The sequence below is a fragment of the Lysinibacillus sp. JNUCC-52 genome, assembly GCF_015999545.1.
In the GTDB taxonomy this organism is placed as follows: Bacteria; Bacillota; Bacilli; order Bacillales_A; family Planococcaceae; genus Lysinibacillus.
In genome coordinates this window covers 527,716-547,050 of the sequence record NZ_CP065546.1, presented here as the reverse complement: position 1 = coordinate 547,050, position 19,335 = coordinate 527,716, and the positions used below count along the sequence as shown (strand labels likewise).

At 35.4% G+C, this 19,335-nt stretch carries 30 protein-coding genes; 26 read left to right on the top strand and 4 right to left on the bottom strand.

Features of this window, described 5'->3' with window-relative positions; genetic code table 11:
• Window positions 1-12: 12 nt before the first annotated feature.
• From JNUCC52_RS02930 to JNUCC52_RS02835, 20 genes are all read left to right on the top strand, one after another.
• Window positions 13-447, top strand: a complete 435-nt coding sequence (locus JNUCC52_RS02930; RefSeq protein ID WP_337981331.1) for a phage tail assembly chaperone — start codon at window positions 13-15, stop codon at window positions 445-447.
• A 29-nt stretch (window positions 448-476) separates the two neighbouring features.
• Window positions 477-641 carry a hypothetical protein gene (locus JNUCC52_RS02925; protein WP_337981330.1) on the top strand — a complete coding sequence of 55 codons (165 nt, stop codon included), beginning with the start codon at window positions 477-479 and terminating at the stop codon, window positions 639-641.
• Window positions 642-711: 70 nt separating this feature from the next.
• Window positions 712-1,683, top strand: coding sequence for a hypothetical protein (locus tag JNUCC52_RS02920; protein ID WP_337981329.1), 972 nt, complete (start codon window positions 712-714; stop codon window positions 1,681-1,683).
• Window positions 1,684-1,707: 24 nt separating this feature from the next.
• The gene (locus JNUCC52_RS02915) at window positions 1,708-3,996 is read left to right on the top strand and encodes a tape measure protein (RefSeq protein ID WP_337981328.1); all 2,289 of its coding nucleotides are present in this window, start codon (window positions 1,708-1,710) and stop codon (window positions 3,994-3,996) included.
• A complete protein-coding gene (locus tag JNUCC52_RS02910; RefSeq protein ID WP_337981327.1) occupies window positions 3,989-4,669 on the top strand; it encodes a LysM peptidoglycan-binding domain-containing protein in 681 nt (226 codons plus the stop codon). Before JNUCC52_RS02915 ends, JNUCC52_RS02910 begins: the two co-directional genes overlap by 8 nt.
• Entirely contained in the window at window positions 4,662-5,624 is a 963-nt protein-coding gene (locus tag JNUCC52_RS02905) for an XkdQ/YqbQ family protein (protein ID WP_337981326.1), read from the top strand. Before JNUCC52_RS02910 ends, JNUCC52_RS02905 begins: the two co-directional genes overlap by 8 nt.
• A 1-nt stretch (window position 5,625) precedes the next feature.
• Window positions 5,626-5,985, top strand: coding sequence for a DUF2577 domain-containing protein (locus JNUCC52_RS02900; protein WP_337982174.1), 360 nt, complete (start codon window positions 5,626-5,628; stop codon window positions 5,983-5,985).
• Window positions 5,985-6,389, top strand: coding sequence for a DUF2634 domain-containing protein (locus JNUCC52_RS02895; RefSeq protein WP_337981325.1), 405 nt, complete (start codon window positions 5,985-5,987; stop codon window positions 6,387-6,389). Before JNUCC52_RS02900 ends, JNUCC52_RS02895 begins: the two co-directional genes overlap by 1 nt.
• Entirely contained in the window at window positions 6,389-7,480 is a 1,092-nt protein-coding gene (locus tag JNUCC52_RS02890) for a baseplate J/gp47 family protein (RefSeq protein WP_337981324.1), read from the top strand. The genes JNUCC52_RS02895 and JNUCC52_RS02890 overlap by 1 nt, the downstream gene beginning before the upstream one ends.
• Window positions 7,473-8,021 carry a putative phage tail protein gene (locus JNUCC52_RS02885; RefSeq protein WP_337981323.1) on the top strand — a complete coding sequence of 183 codons (549 nt, stop codon included), beginning with the start codon at window positions 7,473-7,475 and terminating at the stop codon, window positions 8,019-8,021. Before JNUCC52_RS02890 ends, JNUCC52_RS02885 begins: the two co-directional genes overlap by 8 nt.
• Window positions 8,021-8,956 (top strand): glycine-rich domain-containing protein, encoded by a 936-nt coding sequence (locus JNUCC52_RS02880; protein WP_337981322.1) that lies wholly within the window; start codon window positions 8,021-8,023, stop codon window positions 8,954-8,956. The genes JNUCC52_RS02885 and JNUCC52_RS02880 overlap by 1 nt, the downstream gene beginning before the upstream one ends.
• Window positions 8,957-8,970: 14 nt before the next feature.
• The gene (locus JNUCC52_RS02875; protein WP_337981321.1) at window positions 8,971-9,243 is read left to right on the top strand and encodes a hypothetical protein; all 273 of its coding nucleotides are present in this window, start codon (window positions 8,971-8,973) and stop codon (window positions 9,241-9,243) included.
• A gap of 1 nt (window position 9,244) precedes the next feature.
• The gene (locus JNUCC52_RS02870; RefSeq protein ID WP_337981320.1) at window positions 9,245-9,397 is read left to right on the top strand and encodes a hypothetical protein; all 153 of its coding nucleotides are present in this window, start codon (window positions 9,245-9,247) and stop codon (window positions 9,395-9,397) included.
• Window positions 9,398-9,486: 89 nt separating this feature from the next.
• Window positions 9,487-9,669: a hypothetical protein gene (locus JNUCC52_RS02865; RefSeq protein ID WP_337981319.1), complete on the top strand. Its 183-nt coding sequence runs from the start codon at window positions 9,487-9,489 to the stop codon at window positions 9,667-9,669.
• Between the two features lie 50 nt (window positions 9,670-9,719).
• Entirely contained in the window at window positions 9,720-10,343 is a 624-nt protein-coding gene (locus JNUCC52_RS02860) for a hypothetical protein (RefSeq protein WP_337981318.1), read from the top strand.
• A gap of 120 nt (window positions 10,344-10,463) precedes the next feature.
• Complete coding sequence (locus JNUCC52_RS02855; RefSeq protein WP_337981317.1) at window positions 10,464-10,925, top strand: hypothetical protein; 462 nt, start codon at window positions 10,464-10,466, stop codon at window positions 10,923-10,925.
• Between the two features lie 270 nt (window positions 10,926-11,195).
• Window positions 11,196-11,891 (top strand): hypothetical protein, encoded by a 696-nt coding sequence (locus tag JNUCC52_RS02850; RefSeq protein ID WP_337981316.1) that lies wholly within the window; start codon window positions 11,196-11,198, stop codon window positions 11,889-11,891.
• 147 nt (window positions 11,892-12,038) lie between these two features.
• A complete protein-coding gene (locus JNUCC52_RS02845) occupies window positions 12,039-12,338 on the top strand; it encodes a hypothetical protein (protein WP_337981315.1) in 300 nt (99 codons plus the stop codon).
• Complete coding sequence (locus JNUCC52_RS02840; RefSeq protein ID WP_205444757.1) at window positions 12,338-12,604, top strand: holin; 267 nt, start codon at window positions 12,338-12,340, stop codon at window positions 12,602-12,604. The genes JNUCC52_RS02845 and JNUCC52_RS02840 overlap by 1 nt, the downstream gene beginning before the upstream one ends.
• Window positions 12,604-13,287 carry a peptidoglycan recognition protein family protein gene (locus JNUCC52_RS02835; RefSeq protein WP_443136909.1) on the top strand — a complete coding sequence of 228 codons (684 nt, stop codon included), beginning with the start codon at window positions 12,604-12,606 and terminating at the stop codon, window positions 13,285-13,287. The genes JNUCC52_RS02840 and JNUCC52_RS02835 overlap by 1 nt, the downstream gene beginning before the upstream one ends.
• 21 nt (window positions 13,288-13,308) lie before the next feature.
• Here the strand turns inward: JNUCC52_RS02835 and JNUCC52_RS02830 are convergent, their stop codons facing one another.
• Window positions 13,309-13,518: a hypothetical protein gene (locus tag JNUCC52_RS02830; RefSeq protein ID WP_337981314.1), complete on the bottom strand. Its 210-nt coding sequence runs from the start codon at window positions 13,516-13,518 to the stop codon at window positions 13,309-13,311.
• A 143-nt stretch (window positions 13,519-13,661) separates the two neighbouring features.
• A complete protein-coding gene (locus JNUCC52_RS02825; protein WP_337981313.1) occupies window positions 13,662-13,799 on the bottom strand; it encodes a hypothetical protein in 138 nt (45 codons plus the stop codon).
• A gap of 158 nt (window positions 13,800-13,957) precedes the next feature.
• On the opposite strand from JNUCC52_RS02825, the gene JNUCC52_RS02820 reads away from it, so the two are divergent.
• The 6 genes from JNUCC52_RS02820 (at window position 13,958) to JNUCC52_RS02795 (ending at window position 16,602) form a co-directional block, all read left to right on the top strand.
• A complete protein-coding gene (locus JNUCC52_RS02820) occupies window positions 13,958-14,230 on the top strand; it encodes a YolD-like family protein (RefSeq protein ID WP_337981312.1) in 273 nt (90 codons plus the stop codon).
• 18 nt (window positions 14,231-14,248) lie between these two features.
• Window positions 14,249-14,587, top strand: coding sequence for a YolD-like family protein (locus JNUCC52_RS02815; RefSeq protein ID WP_337981311.1), 339 nt, complete (start codon window positions 14,249-14,251; stop codon window positions 14,585-14,587).
• Entirely contained in the window at window positions 14,580-14,945 is a 366-nt protein-coding gene (locus JNUCC52_RS02810) for a YhjD family protein (RefSeq protein ID WP_337981310.1), read from the top strand. Before JNUCC52_RS02815 ends, JNUCC52_RS02810 begins: the two co-directional genes overlap by 8 nt.
• On the top strand, window positions 14,926-15,246 hold the full coding sequence (locus JNUCC52_RS02805) for a hypothetical protein (protein WP_337981309.1): 321 nt from the start codon (window positions 14,926-14,928) through the stop codon (window positions 15,244-15,246). The genes JNUCC52_RS02810 and JNUCC52_RS02805 overlap by 20 nt, the downstream gene beginning before the upstream one ends.
• Window positions 15,247-15,506: 260 nt before the next feature.
• Entirely contained in the window at window positions 15,507-15,932 is a 426-nt protein-coding gene (locus JNUCC52_RS02800; RefSeq protein ID WP_172771373.1) for an acyl-CoA thioesterase, read from the top strand.
• A 202-nt stretch (window positions 15,933-16,134) separates the two neighbouring features.
• Window positions 16,135-16,602, top strand: a complete 468-nt coding sequence (locus tag JNUCC52_RS02795) for a GNAT family N-acetyltransferase (protein ID WP_337981308.1) — start codon at window positions 16,135-16,137, stop codon at window positions 16,600-16,602.
• 125 nt (window positions 16,603-16,727) lie between these two features.
• On the opposite strand, the gene JNUCC52_RS02790 is transcribed toward JNUCC52_RS02795, so the two are convergent.
• Window positions 16,728-18,350 carry a hypothetical protein gene (locus JNUCC52_RS02790; RefSeq protein ID WP_337981307.1) on the bottom strand — a complete coding sequence of 541 codons (1,623 nt, stop codon included), beginning with the start codon at window positions 18,348-18,350 and terminating at the stop codon, window positions 16,728-16,730.
• A 2-nt stretch (window positions 18,351-18,352) separates the two neighbouring features.
• On the bottom strand, window positions 18,353-19,135 hold the full coding sequence (locus JNUCC52_RS02785; protein WP_337981306.1) for an ABC transporter ATP-binding protein: 783 nt from the start codon (window positions 19,133-19,135) through the stop codon (window positions 18,353-18,355).
• Window positions 19,136-19,335 lie beyond the last annotated feature (200 nt).

The window sequence follows — 19,335 nt, the reverse complement described above, 5'->3', positions numbered from 1 at the left end:
GGTGATTATTATATGTCAAATTTAACAGCATTTTTTGCGCATAACAAAAAACAGAATGAAAATATTAAGCGATCTATTTCAAAGAAATTCCTAGATGAACAAGGTGATCCTATTGAATGGGAATTTGCACCTGTCTCTCCAGAACGTGATACAGAATTAAAATCAGAATCAACAAAACGTTCTATGATTACACAAGGAAAGCGTAAAGGGCAATTTAATACAGATTTTGATCACTTTAAATATCAACGTTTGCTAACGGTTGAATCAATTGTTTATCCAAATTTAAAGGATAAAGAGTTACAGGATTCATATGGCGTAAAGGGTGAAGAAGCATTACTGGGGAAAATGCTTACAATTGGCGAAATGGCGGATGCCTCAGCGGCTGCCCAAGAAGTCAACGGATATGAAGCAGAACTTGAGGACTTGGTGGAAGAAGTAAAAAACTAATCGAGGACGGTGATGGCGACGCGAATATTATGCACTGGTGGATACAAAAACAGCGTCGTCTACCGTCTGAGTATATGACATTACCTATTTTTGATAAGGCGTGTATTATCGCTTCTGTCCAAGTCAAGATTGAGGAGGATAAAAAGCAAGAACGTGAGGCGAAACGAGGAGGAAAAGGTAAGCGAAAAAGGTAAGAATATGAAAAAACATTAGAATTCCCTCTATTATCCATGTATATTGGTTATATACATAAGGAGGGCGAATATGGCTAAAAATCAAGTTATAGCAGGTGACTATCAGCAAAAAAAAGTAATTGGAGCTAATGGAGTAATTGGTATCCTTTTAGGGTTTGGGAAAATTGTGAATTTAGACCAAACAACAGTAGAAAGTTATGAACATAAGTCGGAAGATCATAAAAAAGGTACACATGTTGTTTCTATTGAATTTAAAGATGGTAAAAAAAGTTTGATGGAAATAGATGGGAATGTTTATAAAGCATTACTTCAAGCAATGTTTAAAACATCAACTTCTTCTGCCCCAGGGCAAGGTAATATAAACAGTAGTGTTCCAACTAACAATAAAGGCTGTCGAAAAGGTTGTTTAATTTTCATTGTGGCAGCAATTGTTGTTATCATAGGAACAATAATACTAGTTAGTAATATGGCAAAAAATCCAGAGAAATATAATACCGCCCCTAAAGATAAGATTACTAGAGAGTTAAATATTACGTCTGAACAGGGAGGGGTCGTTATTAAAACACTAGCGTCTGTTGGAATAAATGAGGATGTTACTATCAAACATGACGAGATTTTAGATAACGCCCATTTTGAAGGTGAAAAAGGCTATAGACTATCTAATCGAGATGCATCAAATATTATTTTATACATGAATACAGACGGAACTATCTATAATATTAGATACGGTGATAATGATCTGTATACAAAAGATAAAGTTATCTCAAAATTAAATGAGTATATTGTGACATCAATGGAAAAGGCTCAATTACAAACTAGGTGTGAAAAAGCCTTGAAATCTATATTAAAAGCACCTTCAACAGCCAAATTTGCAGGAGTTTCAGATTGGAAAATTTGGAAGGAAAATGGTCAAACAGTTGTACAAAGTTATGTTGACTCTCAAAATGGGTTTGGAGCTATGATTCGCTCTGAATTCCAGTTTATTATTGAAAATGATAATGTTGTTTCTTTAATCATGGATGGTAAAGAATATATGAAATAAAGCACCCTTTAGGGGTGCTTTATTTTGTCAAAAAGAGGTGAAATTATGGCTACAATTCGTACTGCAATTCAAATTCAAGATCGTTTGAGTCAACCGATGAGAGCCATGCACAGTGCAGTATCAATGATGGTCAATCAAATGGAGGCGATGCATACTGCTTCTGGAACTATGTTCGATACTTCTACAATAGCGTTAATGCGAAGAGAATTAGCTACGGCAGCGAGTTCTATGAATCAAATTCAAGAAGAAATTCGTTCTGCTGATAACGCACAAAGGGGTTTAAACAACCGAATACGAGATGGTACAGATAAAATGAATGGATTACTCAAGAAAGTAGGTGCTTTAATTGGCGCCTATTTAACTTTGCAAGGTTTAGGTAAAGTAATTGAGATTTCGGACGAATTAACTAATACTAAAGCTCGTATACAACTACTGGTAGAAGATATGCCTGTAATCCCGGATCAACTGGCTAAAGTTGATTTCGGACTTGGTGATATGAGTGACGTAGAACTTGCGCAACAACTTATACATGACGCTGCCCAACGTTCGTATTCATCATTTAAAGATACTGCTGATATGGTTGCAAGGATTGGTACTAATGCTCGTGATGCATTTGGAAATGTAGGTGAAGTGGTTGCATTTACAGAGCTTGTACAAAAACAATTCGGTATCGCTGGAGCAAGTGCTGTAGAAGCAAGTAATGCTACCATTCAATTGTCACAAGCGTTGGCATCAGGTGTCTTACGTGGTGACGAACTAAATTCTATTTTTGAACAAGCACCAAACCTTATCTCAACAATTGCTGATTATATGGGTGAGCCATTAGGTAAGATTCGTGAATTAGCAGCAGATGGTAAGATTACTGCGAGTATTGTAAAAAACGCAATGTTTGCGGCAACAGACGAAATAAATAAAAAGTTCGATAGTATGCCAGTTACATGGTCTCAAATGTGGACATATTTCAAAAATGAAGCCTTACGAGCATTCGGACCAGTATTACAAAAAATAAATGAAGTTGCAAATAGTGACCGATTTAAGGAGTTTGTTGCTAGTGCAACAGAAGCTATATACACGATTGCAGATGCAATAAATATTTCTTTAGCCGCTATGTCAATTGTAGGTAGTTTTGTTTACGATAACTGGTCATTTATTGCTCCAGTGATTGGAGGAGTGACAGCTGCACTTATTATCAACGCAGCCGCGTGGGCGTGGACTAATAGGGAAATAGCGATTAATGCATTGATGACTCTAACGGCCGGAATACGGAATTTGTGGTATGTTGCAACAACTGTTTTATCAACTTGGGTAACATATGGTTTCGCTGCTGCTATGGCTGCTTTGAGTCTCGCAATAGCAGCAAATCCAATCGGATGGTTAATTGGTGCTATTGTTGTTTTAATTAGTTTGTTTTATCTTGCTGTTGCTGTAATTAATCATTTCGCAGGTACATCAATTAGCGCAACAGGAATTATCGCGGGTGTATTTACGGTTCTAGGAACACATGTTTACAACATCGTTGCTTTCTGGTGGAATATTTTTGCCTCGTTTTGGGAATTTTTCGCAAACATTTCTAAGGATAAGACGTATACAATTAAAAAATTATTTTACAATCTCGCTAGTAACGTTTTAGATCAAGCTATTGCTATGACCAGTGGTTGGGATAAATTTGCTACGAGCTTTGCCAATGCTATTATCGATGGCGTTAACCGTGCCATTGAAGCTTGGAATTGGTTCATTAGTATGTTACCAGATGGCCTCACTACAAAACTTGGTTGGGAACAAAAGAGTTCTTATAACCATAGAGAATCATTCACAAGTGACTTACAGGGTATCAAAGCAGGATTAAAAGATTGGGTCGGGGAAGTACCTGCTGATTATTGGGAAGCACCTAAGATGGAAATGAAGTCTTTAGGTAATGCTTGGGACACGGGTTACAATTGGGGCGCCAATTTATTTAATACTGATGATGGTAAAGTCGGCAATTCAGATGCACTCATGAAGTCGATTAACGATGCCTTAGGTATTGGTGACAAACTCGATAAAGGCAATGATGCAGGAAAGAAAACGGCCGACAATACAAAGAAAGCAGCTGATGGCATAAAGATGCTTAATGAGGATTTAAAGTATCTTCGTGACATTGCTGAACGTGAGGCAATCAACCGATATACTACGGCAGAAATCACAGTCGATATGAAAAATGAAAATCACATCAATAGTGAAATGGACATTGATGGTGTTATTGATAAATTCGGTGAAAAAGTAGAAGAAACAGTTGCTATGTTAGCAGAAGGAGGTCCGACAGATAATGTATAACTTTTTCGTAGATGGAGTACATTTCCCTGTCGCTCCTTCTGAACTGACCACGAAAATTAATGGTCGTAATGAAACGATTGTGCTGATGAATGACGGAGAAGTAAACATCATAAAGAAAACAGGTTTAACGGATATTGAGTTTGAGGTATTGCTCCCAAACGTCAAATATCCGTTTTCTGTTTATCCAAACGGCTTTCAGCCACCTACTTATTATCTGGATAAGCTTGAAAAATTAAAGGTATCTGAAAAACCTTTTCAATTCATAGTTAACCGTATGATGCCGAATGGAAACCTACTCTTTGACACGAACATGACTGTATCAATTGAGGATTACGAAATTAAAGAATCCGCTGAAAATGGCTTTGACGTCATGGTAAATATCCGTTTGAAGCAATATAGAGCATATGGGAATAAGCGACTTGTCACAAAGCCTGCTACTGCATCCAGTAACGCTTCAAGTACACCGACTACACAAACGGCAGTTGTAGAACAAAAACGTCCAACAACAAGCAAGGATACACCAAAAACACATACTGTCGTCAAGGGTGATACATTGTGGGCAATTGCTAAAAAGTATTTAGGTGATGGTTCTAAGTCCACCGAACTTGCAAAGCTCAATAACATTAGCAATCCAAATGAAATTAAAGTTGGGCAGGTGATAAAACTTGGCTAAAACACAGCTGTATATCATGAGCAAAGGGCGTATTTTCGAATGTGCGGTAGAAGAAGGTGTTGAGTGGGAAACGCATCGTAAGGGCTCACCAGGAAAGCTAACGTTTAACATCATTAAAGATGAAGTGCTAGGCTTCCATGAAGGTGATGCAGTTCGCTTTGATTATGATGGCCACAAAATATTTTTCGGCTTTGTATTCACAAAAAAGCGAAACAACAACCGTCTTATCAGCGTTACTTGTTATGACCAACTACGTTATTTCAAAAACAAAGACACATACGTATATGCCAATAAAACGGCCGCTCAAGTGCTCCAAATGATTGCAGAGGACTTTAGGCTAAAGACGGGTATTGTCGCTAATACGAAACATGTCATTGCATCAAGAGTAGAAGATAACCAAGAGTTATTTACCATTATGGATAACGCACTATCTGAAACGACACTTAACACTGGTGATTTATATGTACTGTATGACGATTACGGCGCGTTAAACCTACGTAATATTAAGATGCTTAAATCTGATTTACTCATTGACGAAGAATCGGGAGAATCGTTTGAATACACAACCTCGATTGACGAAAACACGTACAACAAAATCAAGTTAGTACGAGAAAACAAAGAAACAGGTAAACGGGAAATATACATTGCTCAAGATAGCTCCAAAATGAACGAATGGGGCATATTGCAAATGACAGATAAACTCGATGAAAAAGAAAACGGTAAAGCGAAAGCTGACGGCATGTTAGCTCTCTACAATCGTAAATCAAGGAAGCTACACATTAATAAAGTATTTGGTGATCCAACGGTACGTGGAGGTACTACATTAGGGGTGCAAATGTATTTAGGCGATTTAACTGTCGCTAATTTTATGTTGGTCGAATCGGTAAAACACACTTTCAAAGAATCTGACCATCGAATGGACTTAAAACTGATTGGCGGTGATTTCGTTGCGTAGTATGGAAGATATTTTAATTGAGATTCAAAAGATGATTAAAGGAGTATTAAACGCTCAAAAGCTTTGTACTATTGTATACGGTACTGTTGTTAGTGTAGAGCCATTAGAAGTGTATGTTGACCAAAAACTAACGCTGAAAAAAGAGCAATTAAAGCTTATGCGTGCAGTCAGAGATTATGAGGTAGACATGACAGTTGAACATGAAACAGAAGTTGGCAATGGCCCTGCTAGTCATACACACGAATACAAAGGACGCAAAAAGTTTAAAATTCATAATGGTTTAGTCGATGGCGACAAAGTAACCATGATACGGGCACATGGTGGGCAACAATACTTAATTATTGATAAAGAGGTGGTTTAATGATTCCACAGGTTGAAAACGATGGTCTGACACTCGATTTTGAGGAAGTCATTGATCCATCCAAGAACTATAAATTAATACATGATAAGAATCGCTGTGTTGGCTTTATTGATGAATTAGAAGCCATGAAACAGGCGATTTTTTTAATGCTCTCTGTTGAGCGTTACGATCACATAATTTATACATGGAATGCGGGTTTCGAATCAAAAGATTTATTCGGAAAACCTACTTCTTATGTAGCGAGTGAGGTACCGCGACGTATACGAGAATGTTTGCTACAAGATAACCGCATTAAAGAAGTGGATTCATTTGTAGTGACAACAAAGAAAAACAAAGTGCACGTAGCATACACAGCGCACACTATTTTTGGTGAGTTAACGCTAGAGAAAGAGGTGGAATACTAATGGCCGAACCGTTTAATTTAGATATGACATTTGAAGAATTGATGGCTCGGAAACTTGCAGGTATCGATGATTCTCTTGATAAGCGTGAGGTAACGTCATTAGTGTATAACGCAACTGCTGCAAATAGTGTTGAAACAGTTCAAATGCTTTTCACATTAAAGAATTTTATCGATATGGTATTTGCTGATACAGCACCGCGTGATTACTTAATTCGACGTGCTGCAGAACGTGGGTTAAAGCCGTATGAAGCCACTTACGCAAAGCGAAAAGGCGTATTTAACATTGATGTACCAATCGGCAGTCGTTTCAGTTTGGACGATTTGAATTATGAAGTTATCGAACGTATTACACAGGGGCAATTCATATTGAGATGTGAAACGGCAGGCAACATAGGTAATTTGTTTTCAGGGCAACTTATTCCGATTAACTATATTAACAATTTAGAGACAGCGATGTTAACCGATGTATTAATACCAGGAGACGACGAAGAAGAAACCGAAGCATTCCGCACACGCTACTTCAATAGCTTTGAATCAACAGCATTTGGAGGCAATAGAGCCGACTACAAAGAAAAGATAGGGAAATTACCTGGTGTCGGTGGAGTACGCGTTTATCGCGCTTGGAATGGTGGAGGGACGGTTAAATTAGTCATTATTAACTCTCAATACGAAAAACCTACACCAACATTAATAGAAGAAGTACAAAAGGCTGTTGATCCATTGGAGAATCAGGGAGAAGGCATAGGAACAGCTCCTATAGATCATATAGTAACTGCGTTTGGAGTAGGCGAAACAGTCATTAATATTACATTGAATATTACGTATCAAGCAGGATGGGCATGGGCTGACATTGAGAATCAAGTACAGAAGGTAATCGATGATTATTTCAAAGAGTTAGCAGAAGAATGGGCAATGGCTAATAGTTATGAGGAAGATCATGCAGGTGTGGTTGTTCGTGTATCCCAAATTGAGTATCGATTGCTAGGTATAACAGGTGTACTTGATATAGCAAATACGCAATTAAATGACAGTCAATCCAATATCGCATTAGATGTTGAATCTATTCCAAAACGAGGTGTTGTAAGTGGCTAGAGAAGTAGACATCATTAGTTATTTACCATCCGTTCTGCATGAAATTAAAGAAATCGTTGGTATTGCAAACGTTGAAAAGCCTGTATTAGAAGCATTGTGGCAAGAAATTGAAAACACCTTAAATAATCAATTTGTCGTAACGTCTGATGGAAAGGGTGCTAGTCGATACGAAAAAATGCTAAAACTAAGCGTTCCAGCATCTGACTCCATCGAGACACGTAGATTTCGTATTTTAACTCGTTACCAAGAGCAAGCACCTTATACTAATCGAGTGTTAAAACAATTGCTTGATAGCCTTTTAGGCAAGGGGCAATATGAGTTGCAACGTGATGTGGCAGCAAAGACACTAAGCGTGAAAATCGAGTTGACAGTTAAAGGCATGTTTGATGCGGTTGCAATTATGCTTGAACGTATTACACCTCAAAACATGGTTTTAACCGTCCAATTACGATACAACCAACACAGTACAATTGCTCGCTACACACACGCTCAACTAGCAGCGTTTACACATCAACAATTACGAGAGGAAGTGATGCCATAATGTCAACAAACACACCTAATTACAATTTAGAAAAACCTAATCAAGATGAATTTTATGACGTTAATGTACAAAATGGCAATATGGATAAAATTGATAACGCTTTAAAGACACTTGCCGGAGAAGTTGCAAGCGGTGTGACACAAGAAGATTTAACTGCTATTGATACTAAACTTGATGGCATTAATCAAGGTGTTGGTGAAATTAAAGGTAAATCAGACCAAATCAAACAAGGTGTAGATAATTTAAATACTAAACAAGATTCACTTTTGCTCAAAATCCAAAATGGAGCGTTAAAACAAAACATTGCGATTTTTGATAAGCCTGGTACTTATACATGGAAATGTCCAGATGGTGTAACTGCCATTATTTTAACTATGTTTGGTGGGGGAGCCGCTGGTCAATCAGTTACAAATCAATATGATTACGTAAGAAATGTTTACGGAGGTGATGGAGGTTTCTATGTTAATAGGAAGGCTGTTCAAGTAGTACCAGGGACAACTTATCAGATCGTTGTTGGTAAAGGTGGAGCTGGCGTTACACCTTCTGGAAAAACAGTGGCTCCAGGGCAAGCTGGAGGTTCAAGTTCGGCTTTCGGGATCATTTGCTTAGGTGGAGCAACTTCTAGTTGGTCATCACCCAAAGAGCCTAGTCATCCATTGGTTACAAAAGGTACTGAACCTGCAATTATTGACATTGGTTATAACGCCACAGATTTCGCTCTATATACTACTCCTTTTGGGCGACCTGGGAAAAATACAAGTGCTACAGGAGCTACAACGCTCAATTTAGGTGGTGGCGGTGCTGGTTATGGAGATGGTGGAAATGGCAAGATTTCATCAACTACAACTGTGGTAGGCATTGGAGCTGGAAGTGGAGCAAGCTTTAATGTTGCAGCAGATTCTGGTGGGAACGGAATTGTAATTATTGAATATTAAAGGAGCCAAAGAACATGAAAAAGTTTGTTCAAATTGTAGATAATGCAGCATATTGGATATTCGAGGCAGAAGAATTACCGCCTTACCCTAATCCAGAGGACTTTTTAGACATTACTGGACGAGAAGGAATAGAAGAAGGGTTTTTATACAATTCCGAAGCTGATGAATTTACAGCACATATCATTCCTGAACCAGTCGAAACTCAACCAACGATTGAAGAAAAAATATTAGCAGAAAATCAATATCAAACGATGTTGTTAGAATTAAATTCGTCTGGAGGCGCGTAATATGAGCACATATGAGTTATGGGAAAAAATGATTAAAGGAAAGGTTTACACAAAGGATACAGCTACTAAACGTGTATCAATGATTGGGCTGTTATTATCTGATGATGAATTTCAATCGCTAGTTGCATTAATTGGCACTGTTTATGGTGAATAATCTTCCCATTTAGTTCAGTAAAAGCCGAGATAATTGGATAGAATAAATATAAATTGATAACACAAAAGTGTCAGAAGGGACGGAGGTATTTGAATAATATAGAGCTAACAGATGATGAGTTATCAGTAATAATGACATCTTTGCAATATACAATGAACGGGTTTAATATATTTATTGATAAAAACGGTAAAGATAGTTTGGATAGCTTAACATTACAAGCAGTAAAAGAAATGAAAATCCTCTATGAAAAGTTAGAGTCAAAATATTTTTAAAGGGTTTCCCCTAAGATAAATAGAATTATGTTCTGAAGGGGGAATGAATTGTGCATAATATAATGAACGCACTTAAAGATTTAGCTGATTTTGAAAAATTAGATATAGCAGAAGTAATTAGTGAAAGCGCAGCAGATATGACTCCTGTATTAGGGAGCTTTCTTACTAACCTAAAAATAAGAAGGCTTGCAAAAAGGTTAACCTCTGTAGAGGCAGAAATTAACCAAATTAGAGATTTAATTTCTGCAACACCGAATCAAGAGAAGGTTGAGCAAATGAAAGATTTTGTGTTACCTATCTTTTTGCAAAAATTATTAGAAGAAGATGAGGAACAGAAATTAAAGTTTGTAGTGAACTCTATCAAAAGATTTATAGAAGTGGATACATTAGATGAATCTCAATTGATATTAATATTTGATATACTGGATAAGTTAAGATTTATTGAAATAGACTATTTAAAATCTTTACGAGATGGAATAGAATTTCTACCTGGAGTAAATGCCAGCGCAAATATTATTACATTCATTGAAGATAAACTTGAAGGTATTGGATTAATCCATATTGCTTATCGCGGTAAATTGGTAGGCGACACTAAAGGTGCAGCTATAAGTTATTCAGATAAGACTGAGATCTCACCGTTAGGGATAGAGTTGTTAAATTTTATCAACGAGTAAACTAAATTTTATAAAACAGTTGAGTTATGTCTTCTTTTGTCCAATGATTATGTAATTTAAAAATATTGAAGGAGAATCCATTCCTTAGTTAATATGAGAAGTTTGAAGGGAAGTGGATTTATGAACTGGTATCAAATTTTTGTTGGAGTATTACCACTACTAGGTGTAATAGTAGGTGGCGGAATAACATTTCTTACTCAAAATAATACATTAAATAAACAAATGAGGAGAGATTCTGAAAAGGAAAAGGAATCTCAAAGGATAGAGAAATTTCTAATTTACAACGATATATTGAAACTAGATGGTGAATTTCAAATGCAGTTTTATGCAGGTGGAGGTTTCACCGAGTTTAATATAAAAAATTATCGAGAAAATTTTAGACCAATTTTCTTTTCGAAGTATCATTTGTTAGATCAAGAAATTGCCTATAATGTACGAGAAATGGATAGGATAATCATGGCAGCAGACTTCTTCGAAGAAATAGAAAGAGAACAAAATGACCAATTGTTATTAATTTTTGACAAGATATTAACTGAGATTGAAAATATTTTAAAGGAATACAGGCTTAATAATATGAATTAGCAATGCGCATCCAATGGGTGCGTTTTTTTATAGTCATTAGATTTATGTTATGAGAGCAATTGAGATGGGCAACGGTACACTGTACTGATTCTCGATACTTCTCATGGCTTTTTTAATGAAATGGGCAAAGGATTGGTGATGTAATGTCCCATATTGTTTAGTAACAAATAATTTACGCATTCAAAAGACTAATAATGTGTATGAAAATTTTCATTGGAATTACATTCCTTTTGTCGTATATTAGAGAGTGCAGACGAAAGGAAGGGACATATGTCTATAGAACCAAGTAAAGTAAATTCAGTAATTGAAGTCTCGTTAGGATGGGTTGATGTAATTGCTATATTTTCTGGGGCCGCGTCTCTAGTAATGGCAGGACTTGCAATTTGGTTATCAATAACATTTTATAAAATGTCTGATGTTTCAGCTAAGGAAATGAAGGATTCAACTAATAAAATAAATTCAAATGTGGAAAAGTTAGAAAAAATGTTTGATACAATGTATGCAGATACTTTCACTATGGTAAAAGAAACTGTTACACATATGAGGAAACAAGTGGATAGAAATACAGATGTTAACGAGCAATCCCATGAAATAAATAAGCAGATTGACGATTTAGTTACAGAACAAGTAAAAAAGTTAGCTTTTGATAATATTAGTAGAGAAGAATTAAAGGACTCTTTCATGGACTTACTTAAAGAATCAAAAGAGATAGAATTCAATGTAATAAAGCAAGATATGAAAGAGAAGGTTTTGGATATATTAGGAGAAGGTGATGTATCCTTTAAGCAATTGGAGGAAGCACTTTTTACTAACAGCTTCAAAGAGGAGCAATTTGAGTTGTTTTTCGAAGCAGTTCATGAATTACAAAAAGATGGGTTTATTGATGCGAATTTTACTTTTGAGCCGGAGGGATTTTGGGCAGTATCAACTAATAAGCCAATAAAGTTATTAAAAAAGAAACATTAAACAAAGCACTCTCAACGAGGTGCTTTTTATTTTGCATTAATTAGCACTCTGAAAGCAATTGAGATGCGCAACGGTACATGTTACTGAATCTCGATGCTTCTCATGGCTTTTTATTTTTATTGAATAGGGCAAAGGATTGGTGATGGAATGGATGTAGCTGCAGTAAATGAAATTGCTACAAGCCAAGCAGTATGGGCGATAGCTTGTTTAATTATAGCGTTTGGGGCATTTCGCTATTTAATTAGCAAAAACGATAATCTAATGAACCGAGCAGAAGAACGCGAAAATAAATTAATGGACCACTTAGAACGGTCTAATGAGTCACAAGAAAGAACGGCAATTGCACTCGAAGGTATGAACCGATCGCTGAACGTATTGGAAGGTCGGGTGGACCGTATTGAAAAACACTCACTTAAAAACAAAACTACTGAAAAGGATGATGAATAATGGATTTAACAAACATTTTTATGATTGCAATGGTGATGGTGGCTATCGTATTAGCTGTTTCGGAAGTACTGAAAAAGACATTTAAAATTAATACGCAATACATGCCAATCACGTCGGTAGTGATTGGTATTTTTATTGGCATAGTTTGTTGGCCGTTATCAGAGTATCCAGCATATGTGATGTTGATGGCTGGCTTTGTGGCTGGTCTAACAGCTTCGGGAACTTTTGATTTATTAAAGGCTGCTAAAAAAGAAGGTGAGCAATAATGGCTTACGTTTTTAAACAAAACTTATTGCCATCTAGTAAGTATTCAATAAAATCGCCTTACACTATGACACCTCAGTATATTAGTGTACACAACACAGCAAATGATGCTTCTGCAGCCAATGAGATTAAATACATGATAACTAACGACAATCAAGTTTCTTATCATGTTGCTGTTGATGATGTAGAAGTTATCCAAGCCATTCCATATAATCGCAACGGCTGGCATTGTGGTGATGGTCAAGGTAACGGTAATCGTAAATCCATTGGTGTTGAAATTTGCTACAGCAAAAGTGGAGGAGCGCGTTATACTGCTGCTGAGGAAAATGCAGTGCAGTATATAGCCTCGTTACTAAAACAATATGAATGGGGAATTGAACGAGTTAAAAAGCATCAAGACTGGAACGGAAAATACTGTCCGCATCGTATTTTAAGTGAAAACCGATGGTTTAGCTTCTTAAAACGAATTGAAGAAGCTATGAAACCAAAAATAACTATCCAACAAAAGGAGGAAGCAAAAGTGACTAACACACTAACATCAACTGCTAAAGAGGATTTGAAATGCTTGTTAAAAGAGACATACCAAAAAGGAATCTTAAAGGTGGACCATAGCGAAAAAGTGGGCTCAATGACAGATGGCGAGGCGTTAGGTTTGCTGATTTCAGTTGTAAAGCGAACTTTATAGGAAAGAAAAAGACCAAGAAAGCTAAATGCCATCTTGGTCTTTTTCCATATCATTCAACATTTGTTTACGCTCCAATATCAATTCCATAAACTCATCTAAATCTTCTTCTAAAGCTGAATTTTTGATAAAGCTACGTGCCCTAGATCGGGCACTTGTGTATTTCGCACGCTCTTTATTCTTTTCTTGCCACCGTTTATTTGCTTCCGTTTGAGGATTTTTTGACACTTTCATCACGTTCCTTCAATAATCTTCTTTGCTCACGTTTTAAGAAGTAACCTCTTACATATAACGCAAGCAAGGCAATAAGTAAGACAATGAGTATAATATTTAATATTTTCATGGGCTCATGGTATACTTTAGGAAACAAGGAGGGGTTAACCCCCTCTTCTTGTTCTTCTGTTTTGTAGCCTTAGTTGTTCATTTTCTAACTTCTTTTTTTGGTTGTCGAGCCATTTTGATTGAAGTTGTAATGCAATGAACACTAGGGCTATTATTGTTCCTAAGTATTCCACTTGTTCACCTCCTTTCTATACTTTAATTATACTAGTACTAGTATTGAAAGTCAACCTATTTTACTATTTATTTCCCATAAATCCAAATAAATATATTGTCAAAAGAGAACGTTAGTTCTATAATAAAACAAACAAATGTTCTTATTAGGAGAGTTGATATGGCTGCTAAAACAAAAACACCAGCAAAAAAGAAAGAACCTAAGCATTTAGATCGTGATGAATTTGACCTTGAGGAAATCGCATATACCTTAACAGAATCGATGAAAGAAAATAAAGTTTATACATACACAATTTACAAACATGATGAGCTGTTAGAGGGTACAGTCGTAAAAATGGATGCAAACACTAAATTAATCCACATAAAAGACAGATATATGGGCATCCATAAGATACATTTTCTAGATATTTTAAAAGTATCTGACGTTGAATAATCGTGGAGAGTGATTGTAATGATAAATGATCGTGGAAATATGAAATGGACATCATTGATGCTACCTGAACATTTAGTTAAGTTAAAGGAGTGGAAAAAGGAGCAGTATTACGATAAAAAGCGTGAGTTGACTGAATGGGAACTTGAAGACATAGAGCAAACAATTCAGAGAGCTTTCAAAATGCAAAAGCTAATTAAGCTCACACTTTGGAAGAATAAAAAATTATATGATGAAATTGGAAAGATTACCGGAACGGATATTTATAAAAAGGAGTTACTTCTAGATACTGATTTATCAATCAAGCATATTACCTTTGATATGATACAAAAAGCGTCACTGGTAGATATTGATGATTAAGCCAGATGAGCGCAGAAATGTACATGAATTTATCCTTTTAGATATGGCAGTAAAATCGTTGCAGAATGATTACGATAAACTAAAAAACCTTAAAATGTCAGAGGTATATATAAAAATAGTTGATGACCTATTAAAAGATATAAGAAGTGATTATTTCAATCAAAAACGAATGTTAGCTAAACAAAAAATCGTAGTAGTGAAGTGGATTCATATAGATCAATATTTTAGTGATGTTGTTATTAAAACGCCTGGAGAAGATGTAGTACTTAGGTACGCAAAACAAGCATTAAAAACACAAGTGGAAAATTTGATATTTAACTACCTAAAGGAGAATTATAATGCCAATACTAAAAACTAGTTCTGTTCAAATATTATTTGGAGATGGAGATGTAGGTGTTCGGATAGTTGGAAATAAGAAGCTAAAAACAGGGGCCATTCAATTTAGTAGAATTGATCCCTTACCAATTGGTGCAGAATTAGAAACGAGTGAAATGTTAAGTTTAAATGATGCTCCTGTAACACTTGGCTTTAATAAAGTAGAAAGTTTAGATGTAGTAATTAACCAATTATTAAAATTAAGAAACATTATAACTGGTGAAGATGAAATGTTGACAAAAGAAAAAGTTAGCAATAAAGAAAGCCACTCATTAGAAAGATAATGAGTGACTTTTTTGTATTTAACCTTAGCACCTGCCCAGTGTAGTTATTTATTTTGTGTACCCCAATGTACCCCAATTTGTACCCCAAATAAGTGGGGTACATAGGGTGAAAACGGATACTACCATTTTTTACCTAAATAAAAATAAAAATTATATTTCTAAATTTTGTAAATTTAAATTTTTGTTTATTTTTCATCTCTAGTGCTTAAACCCCGCCAATTCAGCATTTTTACGCTATAATGTAGGACGAGGTGAAGAAAATGTTTGTGAGTGAAAAACAGATTGAGATTCGATATGCGGAGACAGACCAAATGGGCGTCGTCTACCACGCAAACTACATCATTTGGATGGAGATTGGACGTACACAGTTAGTGAGCGATGTAGGATTTGAGTACGCAGCACTAGAAAAAGACGGTTATGTATCGCCAGTGATGGATTTATCGATTTCTTATAAGGCAGCGATGCACTATGGCCAAGTAGCAACTGTTCGTACTTGGGTAGAAAAGCATGATCGACTACGTACAACATATGGTTATGAAATTTTACATGAAGATGGCACGATTGCTGCTACAGCACAATCCGTACATATTCTAGCGCACAAAGAAACATTACGCCCAGTTTCTTTAAGTAAAATTGACCCCGCTTGGGATGCGAAATATAAAGAAATTGCTGTTGAAACGAAATAGAAGCGTACGTATAAACATTTAATAAAAATATCATTTACAAAAGGCAGTATCAGAACAACTGGTGCTGTCTTTTGTTAGTTGCAAAACTAATTTCTTCTAAATAGATGGCACAGGAAATTGGTTTCTGTACCATAATTATCTTGAATGTTACCTATAACATTGATACAATTAGAACAAACGTTCTAGCTGAGGGGGAGAAACTATGCAATTATACATATTTGAAGACAACTTTATGCAATTAATTGAACAGTATCAATTAACTGAAGAACAACTTAAATTTACGGGAACACCACAGGAATGTCTTGAACTTGCGAAAGCGGATGCCAATCGTCATTCAATTTTAGCAATTGATGAAGGAAAGCTTGTTGTTTTCTTTGTCTTACATCGAAATGAGGGTGTAAAGCCATATTCTAATAATGAAAATGCGATTTTAATAAGAGCTTTTTCAACAGATAATCGTCATCAAGGGAAAGGTTATGCCAAAAAGGCTTTAATGCTATTACCTGAGTTTGTGAAAGAGCACTTTAGTGGAATAAATGAAATTGTATTAGCAGTAAATGTAAAGAATGAAGCTGCACAAGGACTTTACAAGAAGTGTGGTTATATCGATAAAGGTGAAAGAGTGATGGGGATAAAAGGGGAATTAATCGTAATGAGTTATGAGTTGTAAAGTAGCATAACAAAGGACTATTTTAAAAGGATACTACTACATTTAAAATACCCGCTTGCATTAGTGGAAACATGCAAGGGGGTTTTATTATTTAGGAATACAATATTGCGTATTGGAAGTACTCTTTACTGATACTTTGAGCGTTTAAATATAAGCTTCCAAGAAATATAATTCGTGATAAGAAGTAAAATTAAATAAATAATTGTGCCATAGTGTATGCGTGTAGCCATGAAATAGTGTAGCCCCGCTAGTATAGCTAATGGAATAAATAATACTAGGGATTTCCAGCTCTGACCATCACCGATTTCATCAATGGGCTTCGTAAAAGGAATCTTGCTTCCAAAGCCTACATAACAAATTATTGTATATAAGCAGCTTGCTACTAAAACAGTCATTAAATCTGGAATGATTCGCAAACCATAAATAAAGCAAAATACTATGCTGAGGACAATATACAATGGAATATATAACTTTAGTAGAAAAGCTTTTAGACTACCTTTTTGTAAGTCTGTATAGTCTTTAATTGGGAAGACTTTATATATCCACGCTGCTTTAAATTTTGCTGAATGGCCTAGCATAATCACAGCTGACGGGATAATTAGCATACTAAAATAAATATTTAAATAACTTATACTGACAGAAAAATCAGCATCTTCTGAACGAATTACATTAAATATAAAAATAAAAGGAATGACGAAAGAAAAGCCTAAAGATGGGTAGACCTTCAATTTAAATTCTCGCTCTTGTTTCATCATAAGGGAGGCGAAGCGGTAAAAGGCTCTTTCCTCCGTTGTTCGGCAAATGATTGTTAATAAATAATCTTTTAGGCGACTTTTCTTTTCTTTTTTTGCTTTGCTTGTTCCTAATAACTTTTGTAGATTCCGTTCAAATGTTGGGATTAGCTTTATATACAGCCATATTGATATGAGTGGTATAATGACAGAGAAAATTGTGCCTACAATAGTAAATAATGAGTGATTCCCATTAAGAATTAGCTCATACGGTGCAGCAAACCACATCGGAATGATGAAAATACTCCACCAATTAAACGTTACGACAATATTAAAATCGACAAATTCAAAGGATCTAATTAGCACTTGATATCCAATCATTAATACTAACGATAAACCGATTTGTACATAATTGATGATATCCTTTAGTTTTTCTCCATCAAAAAATCTTAAAATTACAATATATAAAATCGATGTTAAAACGACAATGAAAATATTAATGAAAATAAGTTCTAGCACAGTTAATAGAAAGAATACTATTCCTTGTGTAAATAGGCCGACTACAAGCGGAATCGCTGTTAAGGCAATTGTTAAATACGTTAAATAGATGAGTATATGCATACATTTGGCGGCGTTCACTGTTTTAGCGGTGATAGGCTTCGTTGAGAGGATGCTTCGATCACGTACATCCAGCAATACAGAAGAAAAGTCTGAAATTAATGTTGTCATAATAATAAAAATAATCATGCCAAAAGCAATGCTCATCTGAAAATGATAGTTTTGGCCAAAGACGATAAATGGAATTAAAACAAGACCGTATAGTGCATAAATCCATAAAGACTTGATGTAACTATTTTTCTGATCTTTTTTGTTTTGGTTGAAAATAGTTGGTACTTTTCGTTCATCCATTGTTAATTTAATATGGAGGATTTGCCTCATCATCTGATAATCAATACCCATTTTACGAAAAATAAAATGCAATTTATCAAGCAGTTGCAGGATTTTGAAATCTTTCATATCTACACCTCCTGAACTACCGATACGAATTGTTCACCAATTTCCTTATGATTATGGAAACCTGTAAGCTGATTAAAAATCCCTTCTAAAGTTCCTGCTGTATTAGCGGTTTGTAGTTGGGCAAATGTTCCGTCTGCAGCGATTTTGCCATCATTCAATAAAATGATGCGACTACTAATTTTTTCGACAACATCCATGATATGAGAGGAATAAAATATTGTTTTACCTTGGCCTGCTAGTTGCGTTAAAATCTCCTTAAAGATCATGACACTATTCGCATCCAAGCCATTAATAGGTTCATCCAAGAACAGTAAATCGGGATTATGTATAAGGCTAGCGATAATTAATAGCTTCTGTCTCATGCCTTTTGAATAAGAGGATATTCTAGCATGATAGGCTTCTCCAACACCAAACAATTCCATTAGCGTTTTTGATTTTGCGGCAGCGAAATCAAAATTTAATCCATAAAGCTGGCCGATAAACGTCAAATATTCATAACCAGTTAAATTATCATAAACATCGGCTATTTCTGGTACATAACCAACATTACGTTTATATTCAATATTATTTTGCCTTATATCTTCTCCAAATAGCTTAATTTCTCCAGCATATTCGCCTTCGATTCCTAAAATAATTTTAACAGTAGTACTTTTACCAGCACCGTTTGGACCAATATAACCAATAATTTCTCCTCTTGAAACACGTAAGTCGATTCCTTTTAATATTTCCTTACTACCATAACTCTTTGTCAAATTCGTAATCGTTAAAATTTCTTGTTGCTTCATGTTATAGCTCCTTCCCGTTGGAAAATTAACCATACCACAGTAACTTTAGGCTAAATAGGTTCCATCTTTATTATACATCATTTAAACAATTTGTTATTAATTACAATATTATTCTAAAGAAGAGGTAATTATTAGTTTGGCCTTTTTTAAAGGAATATGATCTTAAATGTAGAATGTTTCGTATAGCATTTAATAAGCTG